The 25,688-nt window shown below is 43.7% G+C and carries 21 protein-coding genes and 1 tRNA gene; 14 read left to right on the top strand and 8 right to left on the bottom strand.

Translation table 11 applies throughout. The features are described 5' to 3' along the window. The coding region (locus RT064_RS09625; protein ID WP_313063086.1) for an AMP-binding protein at positions 1-263 on the top strand (263 nt) is incomplete at its 5' end. Positions 264-311: 48 nt separating this feature from the next. Beyond that, complete coding sequence (locus RT064_RS09620; protein WP_313063085.1) at positions 312-1,076, top strand: SDR family NAD(P)-dependent oxidoreductase; 765 nt, start codon at positions 312-314, stop codon at positions 1,074-1,076. Between the two features lie 149 nt (positions 1,077-1,225). On the opposite strand, the gene hemP is transcribed toward RT064_RS09620, so the two are convergent. After that, a complete protein-coding gene (gene hemP, locus RT064_RS09615) occupies positions 1,226-1,390 on the bottom strand; it encodes a hemin uptake protein HemP (RefSeq protein ID WP_138017991.1) in 165 nt (54 codons plus the stop codon). A gap of 152 nt (positions 1,391-1,542) precedes the next feature. Between hemP and RT064_RS09610 the strand changes: the two genes are divergently transcribed. The 6 genes from RT064_RS09610 to obgE all read left to right on the top strand — a co-directional run bounded on the left by RT064_RS09610 (position 1,543) and on the right by obgE (position 8,488). Next, positions 1,543-2,562, top strand: a complete 1,020-nt coding sequence (locus tag RT064_RS09610; protein ID WP_313063083.1) for an NUDIX domain-containing protein — start codon at positions 1,543-1,545, stop codon at positions 2,560-2,562. Positions 2,563-2,611: 49 nt separating this feature from the next. After that, entirely contained in the window at positions 2,612-3,199 is a 588-nt protein-coding gene (locus RT064_RS09605) for a hypothetical protein (protein ID WP_313063082.1), read from the top strand. 89 nt (positions 3,200-3,288) lie between these two features. Further along, positions 3,289-4,788: a PepSY-associated TM helix domain-containing protein gene (locus tag RT064_RS09600; RefSeq protein ID WP_313063081.1), complete on the top strand. Its 1,500-nt coding sequence runs from the start codon at positions 3,289-3,291 to the stop codon at positions 4,786-4,788. 243 nt (positions 4,789-5,031) lie between these two features. Further along, positions 5,032-5,637 carry a lipocalin family protein gene (locus RT064_RS09595; protein ID WP_409519559.1) on the top strand — a complete coding sequence of 202 codons (606 nt, stop codon included), beginning with the start codon at positions 5,032-5,034 and terminating at the stop codon, positions 5,635-5,637. 125 nt (positions 5,638-5,762) lie between these two features. Next, on the top strand, positions 5,763-7,115 hold the full coding sequence (locus RT064_RS09590; protein WP_313063079.1) for a glyceraldehyde-3-phosphate dehydrogenase: 1,353 nt from the start codon (positions 5,763-5,765) through the stop codon (positions 7,113-7,115). 152 nt (positions 7,116-7,267) lie between these two features. Then, positions 7,268-8,488 (top strand): GTPase ObgE, encoded by a 1,221-nt coding sequence (gene obgE / locus RT064_RS09585; protein WP_159771027.1) that lies wholly within the window; start codon positions 7,268-7,270, stop codon positions 8,486-8,488. 74 nt (positions 8,489-8,562) lie between these two features. Here obgE and RT064_RS09580 read toward each other — a convergent pair whose 3' ends face one another. Next, positions 8,563-9,444, bottom strand: a complete 882-nt coding sequence (locus RT064_RS09580; RefSeq protein WP_313063078.1) for a DegV family protein — start codon at positions 9,442-9,444, stop codon at positions 8,563-8,565. A gap of 314 nt (positions 9,445-9,758) precedes the next feature. On the opposite strand from RT064_RS09580, the gene proB reads away from it, so the two are divergent. The 6 genes from proB (at position 9,759) to RT064_RS09550 (ending at position 17,834) form a co-directional block, all read left to right on the top strand. Then, entirely contained in the window at positions 9,759-10,907 is a 1,149-nt protein-coding gene (gene proB, locus RT064_RS09575) for a glutamate 5-kinase (protein WP_313063077.1), read from the top strand. A 101-nt stretch (positions 10,908-11,008) separates the two neighbouring features. Further along, positions 11,009-12,118 (top strand): uroporphyrinogen decarboxylase, encoded by a 1,110-nt coding sequence (hemE, locus tag RT064_RS09570; RefSeq protein ID WP_313063076.1) that lies wholly within the window; start codon positions 11,009-11,011, stop codon positions 12,116-12,118. 21 nt (positions 12,119-12,139) lie between these two features. After that, a complete protein-coding gene (gene argC, locus RT064_RS09565) occupies positions 12,140-13,207 on the top strand; it encodes an N-acetyl-gamma-glutamyl-phosphate reductase (RefSeq protein ID WP_313063074.1) in 1,068 nt (355 codons plus the stop codon). Positions 13,208-13,509: 302 nt separating this feature from the next. After that, positions 13,510-14,370, top strand: coding sequence for a hypothetical protein (locus RT064_RS09560; RefSeq protein ID WP_099834177.1), 861 nt, complete (start codon positions 13,510-13,512; stop codon positions 14,368-14,370). A 42-nt stretch (positions 14,371-14,412) separates the two neighbouring features. Beyond that, positions 14,413-14,886, top strand: a complete 474-nt coding sequence (locus RT064_RS09555; RefSeq protein ID WP_313063072.1) for an ATP-dependent Clp protease adaptor ClpS — start codon at positions 14,413-14,415, stop codon at positions 14,884-14,886. Positions 14,887-15,374: 488 nt separating this feature from the next. Further along, positions 15,375-17,834 carry an AAA family ATPase gene (locus RT064_RS09550; protein ID WP_313063070.1) on the top strand — a complete coding sequence of 820 codons (2,460 nt, stop codon included), beginning with the start codon at positions 15,375-15,377 and terminating at the stop codon, positions 17,832-17,834. A 105-nt stretch (positions 17,835-17,939) separates the two neighbouring features. Here RT064_RS09550 and RT064_RS09545 read toward each other — a convergent pair whose 3' ends face one another. The 6 genes from RT064_RS09545 to RT064_RS09520 form a co-directional block, all read right to left on the bottom strand. After that, the gene (locus tag RT064_RS09545; RefSeq protein ID WP_144917843.1) at positions 17,940-19,091 is read right to left on the bottom strand and encodes an AAA family ATPase; all 1,152 of its coding nucleotides are present in this window, start codon (positions 19,089-19,091) and stop codon (positions 17,940-17,942) included. Between the two features lie 261 nt (positions 19,092-19,352). Beyond that, positions 19,353-19,437 (bottom strand) — tRNA-Leu (locus RT064_RS09540). 111 nt (positions 19,438-19,548) lie between these two features. Continuing rightward, on the bottom strand, positions 19,549-20,499 hold the full coding sequence (locus RT064_RS09535; RefSeq protein ID WP_313063068.1) for a serine/threonine-protein kinase: 951 nt from the start codon (positions 20,497-20,499) through the stop codon (positions 19,549-19,551). A 59-nt stretch (positions 20,500-20,558) separates the two neighbouring features. Then, complete coding sequence (locus RT064_RS09530; RefSeq protein WP_313063067.1) at positions 20,559-22,337, bottom strand: sigma 54-interacting transcriptional regulator; 1,779 nt, start codon at positions 22,335-22,337, stop codon at positions 20,559-20,561. A gap of 108 nt (positions 22,338-22,445) precedes the next feature. Continuing rightward, positions 22,446-23,702 (bottom strand): two-component system sensor histidine kinase NtrB, encoded by a 1,257-nt coding sequence (locus tag RT064_RS09525; RefSeq protein WP_313063065.1) that lies wholly within the window; start codon positions 23,700-23,702, stop codon positions 22,446-22,448. A gap of 284 nt (positions 23,703-23,986) precedes the next feature. Beyond that, positions 23,987-25,688, bottom strand: a 1,702-nt coding sequence (locus RT064_RS09520) for a TonB-dependent receptor domain-containing protein (RefSeq protein WP_313063064.1), incomplete at its 5' end; no start/stop codon positions are given.

The following is a 25,688-nucleotide window of genomic DNA, read 5'->3' as shown; positions in this document are numbered from 1 at the left end:
TGCAAGGTTGCCGCATCAATGGTATCAACGCCTATGTAGAATGTGTGGGTCGTCACGCCCAGTCTGATAAGGCAAATAAAGTCGCACTAGTGCATGAAGACACCCAAGGTAATATCCATAAAATCACTTACGCACAGCTCGATAAACTAAGCGGTAAAATGGCAAATTTGCTCACTTCTTTGGGGGTGAAAAAAGGCGATCGGGTGTCAACCATGCTGCCGCGTACACCGACAGCCATAACCGTGAAAAATTTAATCACATAAACCCACGGCTTTTAACACCAACAAAAAAAACAGGTTAACGGAAAAACAATGCAAGTACAAAATAATACCTTTTTGGTCACAGGCGGCGCGTCAGGTCTAGGTGAAGCGACAACCCGTTATTTGGTGGCGCATGGCGCAAATATCATTATCGCCGATCTCAACCAAGAAGCCGGTGAGAAATTAGTGGCGAAATTGGGCGACAACGTGATTTTTGCAAAATGTGACATCACCAGCGAAGCGGATGTCAAAAATGCGATTGAGGCGGGTGTGACCAAATTTGGTAAATTATCAGGGTCAATCAACTGTGCCGGTATCGTGGTGGTGCAAAAATTACTGGACAAAGAAGGCAATCCAGCCGATTTAACCACCTTTGCCCGTGGTATCCAGATTAACCTCATCGGCACTTTTAATGTGGCGCGACTGGCAGCGGCGGCGATGGCAAAAAATACTGCAGACAGTAACGAAGATAAAGGTGTGATTATCAACACCGCTTCAATTGCCGCATTCGATGGTCAGGTCGGGCAAGGCAGTTACTCGTCATCTAAAGCAGGTGTGGTGGGCTTAACCTTACCACTCGCGCGTGAGCTGCAGCGCCATCAAATACGTATCATGACCATCGCCCCAGGGGTGTTCGGCACACCGATGATGGCAAGCCTGCCAGAAGCTGCCCGTACCAGTCTTGAGCAAGCCGTGCCTTTTCCCAAACGTTTGGGCAACCCAGAAGAATTTGCTAAATTGGTGGTACACATCATCGAAAATAGCTATCTTAATGGCGACGTCATTCGTTTGGACGGGGCTATTCGCATGGGTTAATTCAGTTGATTGTTGCCAGTCACTGGGCACGGTGACGGGCAACAGAAACTATCAACTTAGCCCTCTAAAAAAGCCACTCTGAAGAAGATTGGCTTTTTTATATTAACATTTTACGGAGACTATTTGGTAAGTCACTATTTGGTGAGTCACTATTTAGTGAGTATTAGGCGGTTATTACGGGTCAATCGAAGACGGTATTCTTCGCCGTCATGCTGAATGCGAATCTCTTTGGTCAGCGCAAATAAATGATTGGAATGTAGCGTAGGCAAGGAACTTTGTTGGGTGAGATTAGCGCGATTTAATAAGTGTAGCATGGGATACTCCTTTTCTCTGTAAGATGGGCGAATAGTGGTTTTAATTGATAATGATTATCATTTATATTTAATGGGTCGTCAAGTGACTTTTTTCACTTTTTCATCAAATTTAATGCTTTATAATGGGTAACAATCAATAGTTTGAGAAAAATATGTCAAAAATCGTCAATGTGGCAGTCGCGGTGATACATTTTAACAAGCAATATCTACTCGGATTTCGCCATGCCAGTCAACACCAAGGCAATCGCTATGAATTTGTTGGAGGAAAAATTGAGCCAAAGGAAACCCTAACACAAGGGTTAATCCGTGAAGTCCATGAGGAGATTGGTTTGGATATCGCGCAAAATACTGCAGTCAAAATAGGGGTGATACGCCATGATTATGCTGATAAAACCGTGGCATTGCACGTTTTTAAAATTGAAGTGAGTCAAGGGCAGTTTGATGGTTTGCAAGAAGGTAAAGGCAAGGAAGGTCAAGCCGTCACATGGGTTCATCAGTCAGACTTGCTTGCCAACCAGTACCCGCTACCCGATGCCAATGCGCGAATTTTAGAGTGGTTGAGATTGCCTAATACGATTTATATCACCCAGCCTTTAGATAGCTTCGTTGGTGTGGATATGTGGGTTGATTTTTATAGCCAAAAACTGCCTCAAGATGCCCATTGTTATCTTCGCCCGCAAACCAGCCATAAAAATGCCATCGCTATGATTGAGGGCTTGTTAACGATGAGGGCGGATATCACCCCGATTATTCAATATGCAACAGTTGAGCACTTATTTGAGTACTTACCTGAGCGTTTAGATGCGTCGTTAAAAAACGGCATGGTTCATTTAAATCACCAACAACTCATCACGCTTGATTTCTCAAGTTTATCAAAAAATTATCGCTATTTTGCCAGTTGCCATGACCAACATAGCCTAAGCAGATTAAATACCTTGGCAACCTCGCATACTGTAATGGGCTGTTTTTTATCCCCGGTGAAAGCCACACCGACACACCCAGAAACCTTTCAAAGTGGGGGCATGGGTTGGCAAACTTTGGGGGAATTGGCAAATATCTGTGATGTGCCGGTGTTTGCGCTGGGCGGCGTGGGGCAGGCAGATTTAGCCACCGCCTATGAGCATGGGGCGATGGGAATCGCGGGTATTCGGTTATTGGTCGACAAGGTATAAAAAGTAGCCAACAGGTTGATTTTTTTGTTACAATTTGGTTACATATTTTGTGGCTAGTGCTAGCGATATGCCAATCCTGTGGTTTAAACCCGCCAAACATCATTTTTTATCCTCCCGCGTTATGGGGATGGGGATGCTATTGGCGTGTTTTGCGTGGCTGATGCAGCTGTCACCGCTGCTTGCGCCTTTATGGCTGGATAAGGTGACATTGGGACATGGGCTGTGCGTCAAACTCGAGCCGCTGCTTGTAAGTCGTCAATTAAGTCATCAATTAAACCACGAATTAAACCACCAATCTTCTCAAGATTTATCCCAACAGCCGCATGCGCATCACCATAGCCACTCTACTCATCATGCTCAGCAACATTTAACCCATAAAACTCGTCAAGCCGACCCGCTAAACGACCCTCTAAACGATTTGAATAGCGACCACGCTGTATCCCATGATTGTGATATTTGTCTGGCGTTATTGGCGTTTGAGATGCCAAAGTTTGATTTTGAGCTTGTGGTTCGCTTATTGTTAGCCTACACGATTTCGTTACAGGCGCTTTATCGCGTATTGTCTCGGCGCTTTGTGGCGTTTTTGCGCCCACCAAGCCGCGCTTCGCCAGCATTTCACCCTAATCTTTGTTATTAATTCGTTTGCTGCTAATGACTTTTCTTAATAATTTAAGAGAAGCGTTTGCTGTTGCAACAACCTTATTTAAACAACTTCAGTGAAATGTTATGAAAAAATCTAAAATCTCCAGTTATTACACCACCATTTGGCGGTGGCATTTTTATGCGGGGGTATTTGTCGCCCCATTTTTAATAGTTTTGGCGGCCACAGGGCTTGGCATGGTGCTGCTTGCCAACACCACGGGGCGTGACAATGACCGCGTCAAGGTCGTGCCAGAAGCCACCAGCGTACCGATTTCTACCCAAGCCAAAAATGCCCTTGCGATTTTGCCAGATACTAAAGACGGGCTAGTCGCCCAATATACCGCCCCACGTAGTCAAGATACGGTGGCATTGTTTCGGGTTAAATCGGTAGAAAAACATATTGATAACATGGTTTTGGTGAATCCTTATACAGGGCAAGTAATAACAACTTTTCCTCGCCAAAGTAACCTATATCATAAATTGGACAATCTTCATGGCGAATTGATGATGGGCAAAACTGGCGATTTTATCCAAGAGTTGACCGCTTCTTTGACGATTTTGCTGATTATTACAGGCATTTTTTTGTGGTGGCAAAAAAAACCTTCAATGCAAAAGATGCTAATACCCAATAAAATCGATGACTTAAAAAAACGCTCAATCTTTCGCACCATTCATGCCACGCTAGGCAGTTGGGTGGCGTTGGTATTGCTGTTTTTTTGTATTTCAGGCTTGGCGTGGGCAGGGATTTGGGGTGAAAAAATGGTGCAAGCGTGGAATCAGTTTCCCGCAGGAAAATGGGGTGTGGAGCCGACCCCTGTTTCTATATTGCCCAATTCGCCACCGCAAGCGATGCCTGCCACTTTGCCACAATCCACGCAAGGGCATATCCACGGGGCGGCGGGTGAGCAAGCGGTGCACGTTCACACCCATGGCAATACGCTCAATGACGGCAAGACCAAAGAGGTACCTTGGGTACTGGAGTTCACCCCGATGCCCCGCAGTGGCACCTCGCTAGGCAAAGAGGGCTTGCCACCGGGTATGCCAATTACGCTTGATAGCGTGGATAATTACGCTCGCCAGTTGGGTTTTGTCGGACGTTATCAACTCAACTTACCGCAGGACGACAAAGGCGTATGGACGATGAGCCAAGATTCCATGAGTTATGATATGACCCATCCGATGGCTGACCGCACCGTCCATGTTGACCGCTACACAGGCAAAATTTTGGCGGATATTCGCTATCAAGACTACAATGCGTTTGGCAAATTTATGGCAACAGGACTTGCCCTGCATATGGGTACGATGGGGTGGGCAAGTATCTTGGCAAATGTGTTATTTTGTCTAGCAGTGATAGTGATAAGTATCAGTGGTCTGGTGATGTGGTGGCAACGCCGCCCCGCCAATACCAAAGGCTTACAGCCGCCCGCATCTGGCAAAAAACTGCCTATTCCTTGGCCATTTGCAGGGCTATTGCTCGTGGTGGCGTGTATTTTTCCGACAGCGATTATGGCGATAGGGGTGATAGCGATACTGGACTTTGTCGTATTGCAACGGGTCAAAAAATTGCAATCATTTTTTGCATAGTTGTTTTTTACTTAGTCGTTATGCTTTTTAACTTAGTCGGTTTGTTGTTTACACTGAGTACAATCTTTAACCTAATGAAAAACGCCCATAACCGTTTGGGCGTTGCTATTTGACAATAGCGTATTCACTGTAACAACTGGCTGACAAAAAATACCCCAATAATCACCGTTTGAGTGTTTATTTTGGGCTAAAATGATTACTTTAATGTGCAATAAGACTGAGCAAAATAAGGTGATATACACAATGAGAATAATGAGTAAAAAAACGCTAGCAGTGGCAGGTATTGCAGGTACATTAATTGCGATGAGTGCTTGCGCCACCACCCCCAACAAAAACACCGCAACCGAAACCACTGCCAAGCCCACAGGTATTGGTAAAGCTCAGGCGGTGCAAAGCGTTGATTTAAACCGTTATGCGGGCAAATGGTACGAAATTGCCCGTTTGCCGATGTTTTTTCAGCGTAACTGTGCCAGTGATGTCACCGCTACTTATACCCTACAACCGACAGGCAAGGTGGAAGTCAATAACCAATGTATGGGCAAAGATGGCAAACCCATGCAAAGCATTGGTGAAGCCACCAAAAATGGCGACAGTGGCAGTAAACTCAAAGTTACTTTCTTGCCGCAAGGATTGCGCTGGTTGCCTGTGGGTAAAGCCGACTATTGGGTGCTTGCTTTAGACTCCAATTATAACCATGCGTTGGTGGGTACACCAAATCAAAAATACTTGTGGATTTTGTCACGCACACCCACGATGGATGAAGACACTTATCAAACAATGGTCGCTACCGCAAAATCTCAAGGCTATGATGTCAGTAAATTGCAAAAAACCGTACAAAATAGCCGATAAGCTAGGTAGTTGAAACACCCTGCTTTAAAATTGCTAAAACGCCTAAATTCCGTTACAATTTAGGCGTTTATTTTTGCTGCATTTTTCACAGATTTTATTTTTCCTTCACAAAAAAAGGTCATACTATGTCTGCCAATCTTTACCAAGACCACCTCACTACTCGCAAAAATCAAGAAGCCCAAGCGGTTCAGTTATTAGTTGAGCTAAATACCCTAGCCAATAAAGGCGTCGATGTGTTGTTTTTTGGCAACCGCATTGCCTTAAACCTTGTTGATATTATCGCTCATCATGACAAAAACGCCCTTAACATCGCTGATACACTCGCCTTTGCCACCGCGTTAAACGACCAAAATTTAAGCCATACTACTGTGGACTTGGGTCAAGCGCTCAAAGCAGGCAAACAAGCTGACAGCTTTACCAGCGGTGACGAAGTGCCTGCGACAGATGTCGTGTTATATGGTTTTGGTCGTATCGGTCGTATTTTGGCTCGGTTGCTGATGAGCCGTCCTGCCTCAGATAAAGGCTTACAATTAAAAGCCATCGTCGTCCGTCCAGCCGGTGAAGCCGATTTGGAAAAACGTGCAAGCTTGCTTGAGCGTGACTCGGTACATGGCTGGTTTGATGGCTCAGTGGTGGTGGATAAAGCAAACAGCGGTATCATCGCCAATGGTCGTTTTATCAAAGTCATTTATGCTTCTGACCCAAGCGAAATCGACTACACGTCTTATGGTATCGACAATGCCTTAATCATCGACAACACCGGTAAATGGAAAGATGAAGCAGGTCTTGGCAAGCATTTACAATCAAAAGGTGCCAAAAAAGTGCTATTGACTGCCCCAGCGTCGGGCGATATCAAAAACATCGTCTACAATGTCAATGATGACACCATCGGCAGTGATACCATCGTATCAGCGGCAAGCTGTACCACCAATGCCATTACCCCTACGCTCAAACTCTTAAACGATAAATACGGCATTGAAAACGGTCACATGGAAACCATCCATGCGTTTACCAATGACCAAAACTTGGTCGATAACCACCATAAAGCCGAGCGTCGTGGGCGTGCTGCAACCTTAAATATGGTAATGACAAGCACAGGCGCTGCCAAAGCGGTCAGTAAAGCAATTCCAGAATTAAAAGGCAAATTGTCAGGTAGCTCAGTACGTGTACCAACGCCAAACGTGAGCCTTGCGATTTTGAATTTGAATTTCAAAAACCCAGTCAATTCAAGCGATGAACTCAATGCCTTTATCAAAGAAGCCACTGAGAGCGAACAATGGCAAGCGCAAATTGCTTATTCAGATTCGGATGAAGCCGTTTCTACCGACTTTGTGGGCTGTGAAAAAGTGGCGATTTGGGACGCCAAATCTACGCTTGCGCAAGACAACCGTGCAGTTATGTACCTATGGTATGACAACGAAATGGGCTATAGCACCCAAGTATTGCGTGTCGCTGAAACCATGGCAAAAAATGCCTAAGTGTTCCTAAGCGTTAAGGACGGTTACAAGACCGCTCAAGTTTGGGCGGTTTTTTATTGAATAAATTTTCAAACATCGATTGTGTTCAAATTTTTCTTGCTAAAATTCATGCTATAATATTTGGTTATCCAAGAATTTAAGGAAAGTCTTCAATGCGTTTTATCGATGAAGCAATCGTAACAGTCAAAGCAGGCGACGGCGGCAATGGTATCGTCAGTTTTCGCCGAGAAAAATACGTCCCCAAAGGCGGTCCCGATGGCGGTGATGGCGGCAAAGGCGGTGATGTGTATGTGGTGTGCGACGACAACACCAACACCCTCGTCGATTACCGGTTTACACGTCGCTATGATGCCAAACGCGGCGAAAATGGCGGCGCCAAAAACTGTTCAGGTCGTGGGGCGGATGATATCTATCTATCCGTACCCATCGGTACCACCGTGGTTGATACCGAAACAGGTGAGGTTTTAGCGGACTTGACCAAAAAAGGGCAAACGGCGAGGATTGCCAAAGGCGGTGACGGCGGGCAAGGCAATACCCATTTTAAAACCTCTACCAATCAAGCACCACGACGTGCCACCCCAGGTTTCCCAGGCGAATTAAAAGTCTTGAAGTTCGAGCTAAAAGTAGTAGCTGACGTGGGTCTTATTGGTCTACCAAACGCGGGTAAATCCACCTTTATTCGTCAAGTCTCTGCTGCCAAACCCAAAGTTGCCAATTATCCATTTACCACTTTGGTACCCAATCTAGGTGTCGTGGATGTGGGCAAACACCGCTCATTTGTCATGGCAGATATCCCAGGGCTGATTGAAGGCGCCTCTGAAGGGGCTGGACTGGGTATCCGCTTTTTAAAACACGTCGCTCGTACCCGTCGATTATTGCATCTTGTCGATGTACAGCCCATTGATGGTAGCGACCCTGTGGCAAACGCCCAAGTGATTTTTAATGAGTTAGAAAAATTCTCGCCAGAGCTGTCAAAACTGCCACAGATTTTGATTTTAAATAAAATCGACCAAGTACCCGCAGAAGAATTAAACCAACTTTGCACCCACATCGTGGCAGAGCTTGGTTGGACAGGGATGGTTTTTCGTACCTCCACGCTCACAGGCGAAGGGGTTGATGCCGTGGTTTGGCATTTGATGAACGAAATCGAACAAGAGCGCGAGATGGAAGAAACCGATCCCGACTTTGCTGAAAGTCAGCGGTTGCGTTTTGAACGACTGGAAGCGGAAGTGCGTGCCAATACGGAAGAGCAAAAAGAAGCGTATCGTGCCAAACGTAAAGCTGAGCGTGAAGGTCGCGCATTGGATGACGATGATTTTGATGACGACGACTACGATGACGATGATGGCGTAGAAGTGGTCTACGCACCTTAGCGGTGATTGAAATAGCTTTAAAAAGGTTAGCGCAGGCTAACCTTTTTTATTAGGTGAATGTAGATAAGGACGGGTCATTTTTTTAATGCTTTGACAATGTAGGGTAATTCACCATAAAACACCCCAATACCTGTTCCCATCAAGCCATGATTGGCAAGTGAAATAGTCGACACGCGAATGACAGGCAAATCATGCCAACCAAAATGGGTCGCCAATATTTTTTTAAAAAATTCGGTGCTTTCATGATGCCCCGTATCTGTCAAATAGATAAACGCGGGTTGATTTACGGCAAGTTTTTCGACGGTTTTTCCCATGGTAGCCAGGGTTTTTTCAAGTTTGCGCACTTTTTCCACCGCGACAATCTCGCCAATTTGATTAATTTGCATAATCGGTTTGATATCAAATAAGTTGGCAACAAATGCGGCAGGGGCGGACAATTTTTTGTTGCGAATAATATAGTCCAAGTCGCTGAGGGTAAATAAAAATTCACTGCGACGTCGCAAATCGTCAAGTTTTTTTGCCACGTTTTCAAACGACTCACCTTGCTCAATCAACACTTTTGCCTCATACGCCAGCGCACCTTCAGCAATATTGAGTGTTTTGGTGTCATACACAAAGATATGCAGACGATTGGCATAATGTACTTTGAGTTCTTCTAGCATGGGCAAAGTTTGGCTAAATTTGGACGAGATAACGCAAACGAATACCTCAGTGACCCCGTGAGCAATCAAATCATTAAACAACAGATGCATCTCATGGATGGATGGCGGAAATGTCCTCGCCACCGATTTGAGGTTGGTTTTCATGATGGTTGCTAGACGCTCACTGGTGATATTTTTACCATCGATAAAATCAACGTTATTGATATTTACGTGTAAGCGCAGAATGTCTATGCCTTGCGACAATCCGAGGGCTTCAAGACAAGATGAGGAAGTGGTGACAACAGCTCTTTTCATAAATTTGATAAACCCAGTAGCACATGAAGATGAGCAAATTTATATAAAAGCAAAGTTGATAGCAAGTTATACTCATCTAAATTGAGAAAACCTCAAGTCGATATTTTTTAGTTGACAATGTCAATTTGTTTTTTTAATGGTTGCTATTTGATTGGGATAAAAATGCGTATGACAAAAAGGTGTGATATTTAACGGATACCAGCATCGAATTAGCATTTATAAAGCCAGTAAAAATTGTTACAATGCTCAGCCAAGCCATTATGGCATTTCATTTGATTAAAAAATTGCACTTGACTGATTATAATAGCCAACTTATGACTGCCACCGCCTCACCTAGCTCAACTAAAAAAGCCCTTAAGTCCAACACCATTGTGGTAAAAATTGGTTCATCGCTACTGACCAATAATGGTAAAGGCTTAGATCGCACCGCAATTTATGAATGGGCGAAGCAAATTGCCAAGCTGCATAATGAAGGCTACCAAGTATTGCTGGTATCCTCAGGGGCAGTGGCAGAAGGGGTGGTGCGGATGAATTTGGAAGAACGCCCCAAAAAACTACAAGCCTTGCAAGCCTGCGCCGCCATTGGGCAGATGGGCTTGATTGAAACTTGGTGGTCGGCGTTGATTCAGTATGGTGTACAAAGCGCGCAGTTACTGCTGACACATGACGATCTTGCCAATCGAAATCGTTATCTCAATACCGCCAGTACGTTAAATCAGCTACTTGAATGGCGCGTGCTGCCTGTCATTAACGAAAATGACACCGTCAGTGTCGATGAAATCAAATTTGGTGATAATGACAGTCTAGGTGCGATGGTGGCAGCCATGGTCAAAGCTGATTTATACATTATATTGACCGACCAGCAAGGCGTATTTACCGATAATCCTCGTACCAACCCTGATGCCAAGCTGATTAAGAGCGAACGGGCAATGGCAGATTACTTGTTTGACGTGGCGGGAGATGGTGGTAAATTGGGTCGTGGCGGCATGATTACCAAAATTCGTGCGGCAAGGCTTGCGGCAATGGGTGGTTGTCCCACCGTGATTGTCAGCGGCAGCATCGATAACGTGATTAATCGCGTGGTCAAAGGGGAATCGTTAGGTACGATGCTCACCACCAATGACGATGATAAACGCATTGCCAAAAAACAATGGTTAGCCGCGCATCTGCGTATGGCAGGTCGCTTGGTGATTGACGATGGCGCAGTGGATGCCATCATTAAAAATAACAAAAGCTTATTGCCTGTCGGGGTGATTGAAGTGCAAGGTGATTTTGATGAGGGCGATGTGGTGGAGTGCGTTGATAAAGCAGGGGTACGTATCGCAGTAGGTCAGGTGGATTTCTCATCAAGTGAAGCTAAGCGCATCGCTCGCAAACGCAATAGCGACATTGAAGCGATTTTGGGTAAAAATGAGGAACGCCACGTGATGGTCCATCGTGATAATATGGCGATTATCGTATAATTTTCGACAACTCTTGATTGAAATTTAACTAATTTTAGACTGATTCAATAGTATTTTTACCCAAGATTATTTTATCCGAGATTATTTTTAAAGGCAATGACATGACCCATAACTTTCCGATGTTAAAAAATGACCGCATTTTAAGAGCCATGCGTTTTGAATCTGTGGATGTGACGCCTGTGTGGATGATGCGACAAGCCGGTCGATATTTGCCTGAGTATAAAAAAACCCGCGCCCAAGCCGGGGACTTTTTATCGCTTTGTAAAAATACCGATTTGGCGACGGAAGTCACCATTCAGCCATTTCGCCGTTTTGAGTTGGATGCGGCGATTTTGTTTAGTGATATTTTAACCATTCCTGATGCGCTCGGTTTGGGTCTGTATTTCGAGGCAGGGGAAGGTCCCAAATTTCACAAAACTGTCAGAAGCATGGCAGAGGTTGAAGCCTTGCCAACCGTCGCGATGGCAGATGCACTCGACTATGTGATGAAAGCGGTGACCAGTATTCGTCATGCGCTGGCAGGTCGTGCGCCATTATTTGGCTTCTCAGGTAGTCCGTGGACGTTGGCGACCTATATGATTGAAGGCGGTAGTTCTAAAGAATACCGCTATGCCAAAGCCATGTTGTATGGCGAGCCTGAGACCTTGCATGCGCTGCTCGCTAAAATCACCGATGCCGTGATTGATTACTTGCTAGCGCAAATAGCCGCAGGGGCGCAGTTAGTACAAATTTTTGATAGTTGGGGCGGGGCATTGGCGCATCGCCAATTTGTTGAATTTTCACACCATTACAACACTAAAATTGTCGCGGCGATCAAAGCAAAATATCCAGAAGTACCTGTGGTATTGTTTACCAAAGGTGGCGGTTTATGGTTAGATACCCAATGCCATAGTGGCGCGGATGCGCTAGGACTAGATTGGACGATGCCCCTAGATAGAGCCCGCAGCATCGTCTTTGAACAGCAAAAAGCATTGACCAAATTGCACAAAAAGCGGCATACAGGCATCGCGCTGCAAGGTAATCTTGACCCCGCGACATTATTTGCATCGCCTGAGCATATTCGCCAGCAGACGCATTTGATGTTACAGGGCGCCTATAGCCTCGGTGACAAAACAGGCTATATAGCAAACTTAGGTCATGGCATTAACCAATGGGTTAATCCTGACCATGCCAAAGCTTTTATTGATGCGGTGCATGATTACAAACTTTAATACCAACATTAGGAGACGACCATGATCAAAGTAGGTATTGTCGGTGGTACAGGCTACACTGGCGTAGAGCTAATTCGACTATTGAGTCGTCATCCACAGGCACAAGTGACGATGCTGACATCGCGCTCAGAAGCGGGCAGGCGCGTCGATGACATGTTTCCAAGTTTGCGGGGCGTGACCGATTTAACGTTTTCGGATTTAGATGAAAAAAAATTAGCAGCATGTGATGTAGTATTCTTTGCTACGCCCCATGGCGTTGCGATGAAGCATGCCAGATTTTTAACCGAAAATGGCACTAAAGTCATCGATTTGGCGGCAGATTTTCGTTTGCAGTCGCTACAAGATTTTGAAACTTGGTATAAACTTGAACATGCTTGCCCCGATATTTTAAAAGACGCTGTGTATGGGTTACCCGAAGTCAATCGTGATTCCATTGCCAAAGCCAAGGTCATTGGCAACCCAGGTTGTTATCCCACCACGGCGATTTTGGGATTAAAACCGCTAATCGATGCCCAAAACAGCCAGCAGCAGGCATTGATTGAACCTTGGATTATTATTGATGCCAAATCAGGCGTATCAGGTGCCGGTCGCCAAGCCAAAATGAATTTATTGTTTAGCGAGACCTCGGATAGTTTTAGTGCCTATGGCGTGGCAGGTCATCGTCATGGTCCAGAGATTACCCAAGGGATTGACCAGATATTGGGTCAAAGCAAACGCTTTCAGCCGCATGATATCCGCTTTGTACCCCATTTGGTACCCATGATTCGCGGTATGTTTACCACGATTCATGTTCGCTTGACGGCGGCGGGTCAAGCGTTAGATTTACAATCTTTATATGAAACCAGCTATCAAAACGAATATTTTGTAGACGTCATGCCAAAAGGGATGTACCCAGATACCCGTAGTGTACGCGGTAGCAATTATTTAAGAATTGCGGTGCAAACACTAGAAAATAGCCCGATGGCGACGATTTTGGTAGTACAAGATAATTTGGTCAAAGGTGCGGCAGGACAAGCCGTGCAAAATATGAATGTGATGTTTGGGCTTGCAGAGCAAACAGGGTTGGAATTGGTCGCCGTAGTGCCTTAAGGTATTTCTTTAATAAGTTGTTTGCTTAAGTTATTTTCTTAAGCTATTTATGGTCAGCGTATTTATAAATATTAATGCCATAACAAGCACTGCTTTATTCTTTCTAGCCAAAAAAATATGACGCTATGATGAAATGGGTTAACTTTATTATTTTTTCGGTCAATAAATTTAGCTGAATTCATCATAATTTTTGTTTATAATGGGATTCGCTTTAATGGATGTCATATTCATCAACCCTTTTTGAGCTATCATCAGTACTGTGATTATCCATGTTTTGATCGTTTTTCAATTTGAGTATCTCTATGGATTTGCCCGAAGATAATAACTCTTCTCAATCTTTGCCAGAAGCACAACGCAATTATATTACCCAACCCAACAAGGTGTCTGGGTGGTTGATTGCGTTTGCGGTTAGTTTGTTGTTAGTTGCTATCATTGCACTGGTGTTAGGTCAACGCATTGGTTATCATCGCGGCTTAAGCTTTGCGGCTGAAGAAGCGAAAAAAACCGCCGCAGGTCTTGAAATCTCAGCAGAAAACATCAAATCATTAAAGCTAAAATCTGATACGTTGCAAAGCCAACTAACCACCGCGCAGCAAGAGCGTGATATCAGCTTGGCGAACCTATCAGCACTGCGTACCGATATTCAAGATCTAAAAGTCACCAACTTACAGCTTGAACAAGGTCAGCAATTCTTAACCACGTCGCTTGCCAAAAAAGGCGGTATGAGTTTACAAGTCATCGGGGCAAAAATCGCACCGTTGCCAGAAAATGCTTATGAATACCGCTTTGATGTCGGTATGGTCGATCCGTCAAATCAGCCAAAAAATTTGATACCGAAATTGACCTTGCTCGATGAAGTTAATATGGTCGAAGTACCATTACAACCCAATAGTTATTCGATTCATGGGATTGCAAGAATTCGCGGGCGGTTTTTGATGCCCAAAAACTTTGTACCCAAACAAGTGAAACTTGAATTAACCGCCGGCAACCAAAAAACTGAGCAAGTGTATGATTGGCAACTCGGTCAGCCGATTGATAACATGCCATATACGCTTGAAGAAACGCCTGAAGCGGATAAACGACCTGTGAGCTCGACCGATAGCACGCCAGTGGCAAGCACAGCCAATACGCAAAAACCTGCCGCAACGACTGCTGCAAAGTAGTATAATCAATGTTTAATCTAATATTGGGTAAATGTTTAATTAATGATGCTTCAAACGCTTAATTTTTCTCGTCAATCAGTCGTGTCACAGCCAACCACCACGAATATGGATTGGCACCTACCGGCATGGTTGCCAACACATTCCCCTAAACAGCCACCTAGCCAATCACCAAATTCATTGCCAGCGCGTTTGACCGATATAGAAGGCGCGCCAAATACCGATCCTGTCGAAGATGTGCTATTGGCTGACCCTGAACTGAAAAAACCACAGATGTATGCGGTGGTCATGTATAACGATGACTATACGCCAATGGAATTTGTGGTGGATGTTTTACAAAATCATTTTAAACATACGCTAGATTCGGCTATCAGTATTATGCTTGCCATTCATCAACAAGGCAAAGGAATTGCCGGTATATACCCTAAGGACATCGCAGAAACCAAAGCCCAAGCCGTCAACCGTGAAGCGCGTCAGGCAGGCTATCCGTTACTGAGTCAAATCGAACCACAAGGTTAGTGGCAGTTTGCTATTTAAGCTTTTAACCTTGTCGCTCAGCCTAATTTCTTAATTTTGTTTATCAATGTTTCTTAGCCTATTATCTTAACCTTCTTGTACTGTATTTTTAATGGTACCGTCTTTGTATCCTTTATTCACCATTGAATATTTTATTTACCATCAAAATTTTTTGCCATTTTAAAACCCGCCATTAACTACGTTTTATCACTTGAATTTATTAGCAATGTCATTATATTAAACCTAATGATTTTGATTTTTCCCATTTTGTCATCTTTCATTTTTACTTCCTTTTAACCGAACTTAGCATGATTAGCCAGATATCCATAAGATATTTGGCGCTGAGGTGACGGCAAATGAAACTTGAGAAAACATCAACGCAAATAACCATCAACAGCAATAAAGACATCAAACCAATCAATTATATAACGCATGATTTTTCAAGTAGGGCAAAATCAAAAACCGTCGGTGACACGTATTAAGGACATCTTATGTTAAGTTTAGAATTACAAAGCACGTTGCGGTTGGTAGTGACACTCGCAAAACAACGTGCACATGAATATTTAACGGTCGAGCATTTGCTATTGGCACTGTTAGAGAATGAAAATGCGGTAGAAGCCTTGGTGGCTTGTGCAGTCAATGTGGATCAGCTTGGCAAAGATTTGATCCAGTATATTGATGAACATACCCCAACGGTCGATATCAACGAAGATTACTCGCCACAACCAACGCGCAGTTTTGACCGTATCTTGCAGCGGGCGATTTTTCATGTTCAATCGGTTGCCAGCAGCCGTTTGGTAGAAGGCTCAGATTTGCTAGTGTCTATGTTCTCAGAGCATGACACCTACGCGGTGTATCTGCTTAAAAAACAAGGGGTGACGCGACTTGAGTTAACACAGTATCTATCGCATGGTCAAGACAAAAAAGTGCGCGACAAATTGACCAGTGTTGAAACTGAAGAAACGGGTGAAAAAGCCAATAAAGACCCATTGACTGAATTTACCATTAATCTTAATCAAAAAGCCTCTACGGGTGGCACCGATCCGTTAATTGGTCGCCAAGCAGAAATCGAGCGTACCGCGCAGATTTTATGCCGTCGCCGCAAAAATAATCCGCTACTGGTGGGTGACCCAGGGGTGGGTAAAACCTCGATTGCAGAGGGCCTGGCATGGCTGATTGTCAATGACAAAGCACCAAAACCATTATCAGGTTGTGTGGTTTATAGTCTAGATATTGGCGCGCTGATTGCCGGTACAAAATACCGCGGCGATTTTGAAAAACGGATGAAAGCGCTCCTAGATGCTTTAAAAGCCAAGCCCAATGCGATTTTATTTATTGATGAAATCCATATGATTATTGGCGCAGGCTCATCGATGAGCAGCAATATGGATGTGTCAAATTTAATCAAACCTGCGTTGGCATCCGGTGAGCTGCGTTGTATCGGCTCAACCACCTTTACCGAATACCGCCAAGTATTTGAAAAAGACCATGCCTTAAGTCGTCGTTTCCAAAAAGTGGATGTCAACGAGCCATCCATTGATGAAACGATTGATATTCTACGCGGTCTGAAAAAACAATATGAGAACTTCCATAATGTGAGCTATACCGATCAGGCGCTACAAAGTGCTGTGCATCTGGCGGTAAAACACATTCACGAACGCTTTTTGCCTGACAAAGCCATTGATGTGATTGATGAAGCGGGTGCATTTGTTCGCCTGCAAAAACAAGCCGAAAATGATGTTGAATCTAGTGTGGACAGCAATCAATCCATTGATGCCGTTGCAAATGACAAGCTATCAAATCAGCCTGTGGTGGATGAAGACGCACTTATCGATGATTTGGATGTTAGCCATGCAGCAGATGGTGTTGTCGAACCTGAAGCTATGTTAAGCGAAGCCGATAATAAAGTGATTGATGCGGCACAAAAAGATGGCGAGGTAGTGATTGATGTTCCGCAAATTGAATATATTATCTCAAAAATTGCGCGCATCCCGCCAAAATCCGTCTCAACGGATGACAAATCGGTGCTGCAAAATCTTGAAAGTAACCTAAAACATCTGGTGTTTGGTCAAGATGAAGCCATCAAAAACTTGGCAGATGCCATAAAGTTGTCACGTGCAGGCTTAAAACCAGATGATAAACCGATTGGTTCGTTTATGTTTGCCGGTCCTACGGGTGTCGGTAAAACTGAGGTCAGTCGTCAGTTAGCGAATTTGTTAGGCATTGAACTGGTTCGTTTTGATATGTCTGAGTATATGGAAGCACATACAGCGTCACGCTTGATTGGGGCACCGCCAGGCTATGTGGGCTTTGATCAGGGTGGTTTATTGACCGAAAAAATCAATCAATTCCCGCATTGTGTGCTATTGCTAGATGAGATTGAAAAAGCCCATCCTGACGTATTTAACTTGCTGCTTCAGGTGATGGATCATGGCTCGCTCACTGACAATAACGGTCGCACATCAAGCTTTAAACAAGTGATACTGATCATGACCACCAATGTCGGTGCTGATAGCATCAGTCGCAACAGCATGGGCTTTACCAAACAAGACCATAGCCGCGATAATAGTGAAGCGATGAAACGGATGTTTACCCCAGAGTTTCGCAATCGTTTGGATGCCATCATTCAATTTAACCCATTGGATCAAAATGTCATCGTATCGGTGGTTGATAAATTCTTGGTTGAGCTGCAAGCCCAGCTTGATGACAAGAAAGTGGTGCTTGAAATTGATGATGAAGTCAGAAATTATCTGGCAGAAAAGGGTTACGATCGTCTCATGGGTGCACGCCCAATGAACCGCTTGATTCAAGATGAAATCAAAAAACCATTGGCAGAGCAAATATTATTTGGTGATTTGGTGAATGGCGGTACGGTTTCGATTCGTATGAATGCCGATAAAACAGCAATTGAGCTTGTGCCCATTGATGAAAAGCAAATCGACAATGTCTAGGTCTAGGTTTAGTAACGTCTAGTATAAAAAAAGGAGCCATTGAGCTCCTTTTTTTATGCCTGCTGATGATGTTTAATGACTATAATTAATGATTAGGCTTAATAATTATACAAAACCAAATTTGGGTTTTTCTGCTTGTTTCTCCCGATAGGATAGATGATCCATATTGGTTAACTCTGCCAATGAGTGCGGTTTATTGACGGTGATAGCTTTATCAATCGATGCCAAAAACGCGTTGGATTTTTCGACGGACAGTTCTTTGAATTTATACTCAGCTATCAATCGACCTTTACGCAGCAGCGCGGGGTCAATTTTTGAGATATCGGAGTTAAAGGTACAAATAAACTGGCACTCCAACACATCCGACAGCATACCATCAGCAATGTTCAAAATCGCTGATACCACATCGGTATTGGCGTTATCAATGCTACGTTCGGCAATATAGTTCTCACAGTCTTCCAGCACTAATACCGAGTTTTTATTATCCACCAATAGTGACATAAATTCAGGGTTAGTCAAATATCCAATCATGGTAGTGGGTACAAAGATGAATTTTTTATTAGGCACTTGGCTAGTTAGCCATTTGATATAGTTAGTTTTACCTGAACCCGCCACACCATGCAACAGTACCACGCCTTTACCATCGTGATTGAGCGATTCTTTGATATGTTGATGCACGGGCAGAAAATCCTCGTGATACATGGTGTCTAAATTGATGGGAAATGGCTTGATACGATGGGTTTTAAACACAAAACCATGGACTTCTTTGAGTAAAATCGATACTTTAGCCTCTTGCGACACATACTTTTGCAAGTATTCATCAAACACGTTTTTGACACTCGCTGCCGAATGCGGATTGGTCGAAATATAGTAAATACTGACGACTTTTAACAAGCCTGACTCAAAGATGTACTCGTCATAGTCATTGGACAAATCTTCATTGGTGAGCATGAATACTTCATATTTGGGATGAAAATAACAAGCTTCACGTTCATATAAAGTATTATTTTTATGCGAATAGGCGACGGTGGTAAAATCGGTGCAACGCTCAAAATCTTTGAGCTGCTCTTTGCGAATCACCATATCATGGTTGCCAACATGCACTCCAGGGAAAATATCATCGAGTAGCGACTCAAAAGGGTTATATTTGCTAGCGTATTGGATGTTGTCTTCAATAAGTTGAACGGTATAGGGCGGCTCAGAGGAGGCGCTGAGCAGCTTTCGTGGCTGGTAATAGGGCGATTGTAAAATTTTCATAGGAATATAGGCTTATAAAAGGCAGTAGAAAAATTAACATAGTTAGCAGTAAACAAGCTAACTATAGAGATGGGGTGGTTAATATTAGATGCAAGTTAAAAAGTAGCTAGTTGGCAATCAGTTAAAAAATTTTTAGCAACAAAATGAGTAATATACTGGCTAACAGTAAGCCAGTAAGCAAGGATGAGATAAGATAGACAGGAATTTTAGGCATAAAAAAACCTGCGAGAGGCAGGTTAATTTAACTAATACCGATTTGAGTGGTGGGGCTGAAGAGACTCGAACTCTTACACCTCGCGGCGCTGGAACCTAAATCCAGTGCGTCTACCAATTTCGCCACAGCCCCATGAGTTGCCTCAAAGTGTTGACTCAATATTTGTATCAGTGTCTTTGTGGTTGGCTATTATATAGAAAAATTTCGCTTTGGCAAGGGGTTTTTTAAAAAAAACGCATTTTTTTATTGGTTAAGTAGAATTTTTAGCGCATTGATAATATTTGCCAAGTCATTAATACGGTTTTCCGCGCGTTTTGCCAGCAGTTTGTCGATAAAAGGCTGGCAAGCTTGGCAAGCAAATTCTGATAGCTGATGATTTGGGCATAAAAAAGGCACGGGCTGTTGGCAATGCGCGATTGCCCAATCAGGATAATCATCTGCCATAAAAGGCAGACATCCCATCGATAATTCGTACCATACCACCCCCAAGCTATAGTAGTCGCTAAACTTGTCAACAGGCTTTCCTGTGAATTGTTCAGGACTCATATAGGCGGGTGTACCAGCGGTGTGAGATTTGCAGTTGAGTGAATCATTTTTTGCCCTAGTATCACTAAGACCAAAATCACTAAAACCAATATCACTAAAACCAATATCACTAAAACTAAAATTGCTTAGACCAAAATCAATTAACACCACTTCAAGATTGGGTTTTACGATAAAGTTGGCGGGTTTGAGATCCAAATGCATCAGCCCAAATTGATGTAAACGGTTGACCACTTGGCAACTATGTAAAAAAATGGTCATTTTTTGCGGAAGACTGAGTATGGGCAATTTAGCATGCGTATACAGCAAGGATTTTAACGTCTCCCCTGGATGATACGACATGACCAGACAAGGACCAACAAGTTGCTGCGGCTGCTGTTGGTCAAAGATGAGGGTGTCGGGTAGAAGGTTTGAAGCATACAGCGTGGGAATGCCGCTTGTATGATGGGTGCTGTCAATCGCTAGGCTCTGGCAATGATGAAGGGCGTTAATTTCTTGCTCAAAATGGGCGAGATTGGTTGCGCTAAAGTGAGGTAGTAATTGTTTAACGACAACGGCTATAGGCGGCGATTGGGTTGAATACCATACCCCATACCAAAGCTCGGTATGGTTGAGTGGATTTGAAGCTGATAGTGGCTTTAAGTCAGTCACGAGCGACTGACAGCTATTTTTTATGATAACCAGTACTTTGTGAGTTGACCTTGTCTCAATCATGACGGCTTAACGGGCTTGCCTTCAATCAACTGCTGGTATTTTCGGGTCACGGTATTGCGCCCCCAACCCAGTAGGTCAGCCGCTTGTCCTTTATGCTGAGCAGTATGGGCAAGTGCCACTTCAAGTAAACATTTCTCAAACATCGGATAAGCGGTTTGCAATATGTCGTACTGTCCTTCCGCCAGTGCTTGCTGTGCCCAAACTTGCAGCGGGGTGATCCAATCTGCGGTTGCGACAGTTTGTGATGCGTGCAAGGTCGGTATGACCGTCGTAGCGGACAAAGGCATTTGCAGATCACTCGAATGTGCACTGAGATTAGAACTAGCACTAGGGCTGTTACTGGGAGCTGGTAAAGATGACGGATGGTCGCTAGCAGGTGCCTCAAACTGAGTGTCGGGCTGATAGTTATGTGTCTTATGTGTATTGGGCTCACGCGTAGTTACAGGCTTGCTATCTTGCAATTCAAACGCTTGTAAAATCTCGGGTGGCAAATCACTGGGCTGAATGGTTTGCCCTGTTGTCATCACACTGAGCCAGCGGCAGGTATTTTCAAGTTGGCGCACGTTACCTTGCCAAGGGTAGCTTTGTAAAATATGCATGGCAGACGGCGTGATGGTTTTGGTGGGGGTATGCATGCTTTTGGCGATATTTTGCATAAAAAAATCGATTAACAGCGGAATGTCTTCGCGGCGCTCACGTAGGGAAGGTAGCGCCAGTCGAATGACATTTAGCCGATAAAACAAATCTTCGCGAAACTTGCCTTGCTGCACAAGGGTTTCTAAGTTTTGATGGGTTGCTGCGATGATACGTACATCGACTTTAATGGGTTTGAGACCACCGACACGGTAAAACTCACCATTTGCTAAGACGCGCAGCAAACGTGTTTGGGTCGGTAAAGGCATATCGCCGATTTCATCCAAAAATAAAGTGCCGCCATGCGCCTGCTCAAAACGCCCTTGGCGCGTGGTAGTGGCACCCGTAAACGCGCCTTTTTCATGACCAAATAGTTCAGCTTCAATCAAATCATGCGGAATCGCCGCCATATTGAGCGCGATAAACGGTTTGGATTTGCGTGGTGAATGTTCGTGTAAGGCACTGGCAATCAGCTCTTTACCCGTCCCTGATTCACCGGTGATGAGGACTGTCATCGGCATATGCGACAAGCGACCAATTGCACGAAATACTTTTTGCATGGCAATCGATTGCCCGATGATGCCCGATGGGTTGGTGGTGGCTTTTTCTGGCGCGACTGCTACTTTTTGCGCTGGCTGCTGCTGTGCATCACGAATCAGAGAGTCGTTGTAGTTCTCAGGCTTACTGCGCTTTTGTGTTTGGTTTGACTGGCTTTGCAGGCAAGCTTTTTTCACCATGGCAATGGCATCATCTAACTCAAACGGCTTGGGTAAGTAATCAAACGCGCCTGATTGATAGCTATCCACCGCAGATTGCACATCGGCATGCGCGGTCATGATGATGACAGGAATTTGTGCAAAGGCTTGTTTGATTTTACTGCTAAAGTCCAACCCGTTCATCATCGGCATTCGAATATCGGTGACGATGACGCTTGGCAAGGAGGCACTATGGTCACTCTTCGCTTGGCTGTCTTGCCCGCTATCTTGTAGTAGCCGCCACGCCGATTGCGCATTACCAAAGGTTTGCACTTGAAACCCACTATCTGTCAGCGTATCTTCCAAAATCATGCGTAACGCTTGGTCGTCATCGATGACCCAAACAATAGGCTCGGTGGTTGGCGTTTTATTATTGATATAAGTCATATAAAAACCCTATATGGGAAACTGTATTGGTTTAAACATTATTGATTGAAAAATTCATAGCCGATCAGTCATGATGCTGTGGTGTATCAGGGTTAAACTATCCATTGGTCATTTGGTTATTTGTCGAATTTGCCAAGGTAAAAAAATCGTAAATAGGGTTTCACCTGGCTGAGAGGTCACACTGATTTGCCCTTGATGGCGCTGCATAATGTCATGAGCAAGTGCCAGTCCCAACCCTGTACCATTGGCGCGTCCTGTAACCAAAGGATAAAAAATTTGCGGTAACAACTCACTATCAATGCCCAAGCCATTATCAATAAAATCGACGCGCAAGACGCTTTTATGTCGTATATCGCCAATGGTTTGTTGGTGCTGAATACGGGTTTTTACCGTGATGATAGGCGACACAATGTCGTTTTCATTGAGCGCTTGTATCGCATTATTGACGATATTCATAAATACTTGTACCAGCTGGTCTTTATCAGCGGTAATTTCTGGCAACGATAAATCAAAGTCTCTGACTAGACTAATATTGGGGTTTTGTATCTCTGCCAACGTTAGTACATGCTGCAGGGGCTCATGCACGTTAATCACTTGCCAGTTGGGCAAATTTGGCGCGCCCAGCAATTGGGTCACCAAGTTATTGAGTCGTCTGGTCTCATCCATGATGATACTGAGATAATTGGCGACCTTTTGCGCCTTGGTGTCATTGATATAGTTCACAATCCCATCAGATTTCATGATTTGATTAAAATTCTTCTCAAGCAGCTGGCTTGCCCCAAGGATGCCGGCTAAAGGGTTTTTGACCTCGTGTGCCATACTGCGAATCATTTGACGGGTTATCAAATGTTGGTGATTTTGATATTGTTCTTGTTGAATACGACTTTCGCGATCTTTTGCCCAAATTTCGATCAAATAGAAAAAACCCGCAGCGGTTTCTAATGGGGAAACCCCATAATCGACCAATAATGGTGCACCAATCCCTTGAGCGCTTAGCCCCAAAATGGTGCAATCATGATGAATGAAGGCTTGGTACATTTTTTTGGTATGTTCAAATTGGTTTTGCAGCGCCAATTTGACCTGTGCTTTGGTTTTTTTATGCGTTATCGGGTCATCATCCGTATGCGATTGCTCTGATGCTTGCGTTAGTAATTTTTCATAGTTTGCGGGGGTTAAAATATCGATAACATTTTTATGAAGTAAATGCTGCTGACTAACTGACAAAATCTGCTCAGCCGTCGCGTTGATATAGACGCACTCGTAGTTGCTGTCAGCGACAATTAACCCTGATAGTAGGTTGTTGAACATATCATCAAACAGGTTCTGGTTGGATTCGAGACTATGTAAAAAAGTAGGATGGGTCATTGGATAATTACCACAAATTTGAGCAATGGTTAAAGTGCAATTTAAATGCCAATAAACTATTGGAGAATATTTGGATTATTGTCATAACAGATAAATAATAGAACGATGGACAGCAAATCAGTCATTTGATATTAAAAAATCCCTCATTTATAGCAACGTGCTAATCGTAGTATGATATATTTTGAACCAAAATAGTGCAAAAGTTAAAACGTAATTGCTAAAAAAAGACATATAAAAAAAGGGCATAAAATCTATGCCCTTTGATGTACTGCAGATATAAAAATTTAGAACCATTGGTAGGTTAGTGAGATGAAGGAATTAATGCCTTTTTGGCGGTAGCCATAAACGGTCTCATAATCTTTATCTGTTAGATTGTTAAGTCGGCTGCTAATGGTTAGGTTGGGGCTGATATAATAATTCCCAGTCAGGTTCAACAAGGTATAGCTGTCTAGAGTTTGTGAATTGTTGGCATCACGATAACGCTCTCCGACGTATTGTAGCTCCGTTCGAATGTCATATTTTGGCTGTTGATAGCCTAGGTAAACAATACCTTTGTTTTTGGGTTGATAAATTAATTCTTTGCCCGTTTTTTTATCTTCAGTATCTAGATAATCATAACCTAGACCAAATAAAGTATTATTTAGCTGCCAGTCACTGGTTAACGAAATACCGTTAATATCCGCTTTATCTATATTTTGCATTTGACCTGTATAAGTAAGTGGGTCGGTGGTTACCCAAGCTAATTTATCGGTAAATTTAGATTGGTAGGCTGTTACGCGTGTGTGTTGATGATGATTGCTGTTTTCAATAAAGATTTCTGCATTTTTGCTGGTTTCAGGTTTTAAGTTGGGATTTTCTGAGCCTGGCCAATACAAATCGTTGAATGTGGGGGCACGAAAATTGGTTGCGTATGATGCACCAATGCGAGTGTTGGGGCTAAGACGATACGCACCGCCCACATTGTAGGTGGTTTTGCTATCAAATTGTGAGTTATCATCGTGACGCACATTTAATTGCACATCATATTTATCTTGAGCGAGTTGATATCCCAAAAACTCACTGTTGATAGTGCGGTGAGTCACGTCATAATCATTAGAGCTATCAACTTCTTGTTTTAAATTCTCATAACCACCGATAAGCTTACCGAGTGGCAACTGATAGCCAAGCTGCATGGTTACTTGTTTCTGAGTCGTATTGATTACATCGTCTAGGCGACCTGTTTGCCAATCTGCACCATCATACGTGGTAGATTTATCATAACTTTGACCATATTTAATATTGGCAGACAGTTTATCTTGTTGAAAATCGGCAAAAGCTGAGACGGCCGCATTTGTTTGGTCAGCATACGCGTTTGGCACTTCTGAACCACTATCAATATCTGTAGTGGATTTTGCAAATAATCCTGTTGCTCCAATTTCAACATTGTCATTGACTTTATGCTTGGCGACCAAACTTGCGTTTTTGGACTCAAAACCGTCTTTGTCAGCATGATGTATGCCGAACTGAGCGTAAGGTTTCGTCGCGTCAATGCCATTGGTCTCTTCATAACCCGTAGAAAGGCTTAAGGTCGTTGCAGAATTAACCAATTGTCCTGTAATTTGACCTTTATAGCTGTCCTCTGAACCTGCACCCAAGGTCAAGGCTATATTTGATTGTTGAGCATTTTGACCTTTGGTAAAAATTTGAATCACGCCGCCCATCGCATCTGAGCCATAAAGACTTGAGCCAGAAGCGCCATAAACTATTTCTATTCTATCGATTTGGTCGACTGGTAACAGCGATAATGCTGCTCCACCTGCGGTTGCAGAGCTGTAACGAATCCCATCGATTAATACTAAGACTTGACTATTGGAGTAACCACGCAATCTGACACCACTGCTCGCACCATCCCCACCATTTTGAGTAACATATATGCCACCTTGTCCACGAAGTACATCTATCACGCTTTGACCGCGATAACGTTGTAATTGTTCTTCATCAATCACG

The organism is Moraxella sp. CTOTU49097 (genome assembly GCF_032064105.1).
Lineage (GTDB): Bacteria > Pseudomonadota > Gammaproteobacteria > Pseudomonadales > Moraxellaceae > Faucicola > Faucicola osloensis_B.
This window is presented reverse-complemented; position numbering and strand designations above follow the sequence as displayed.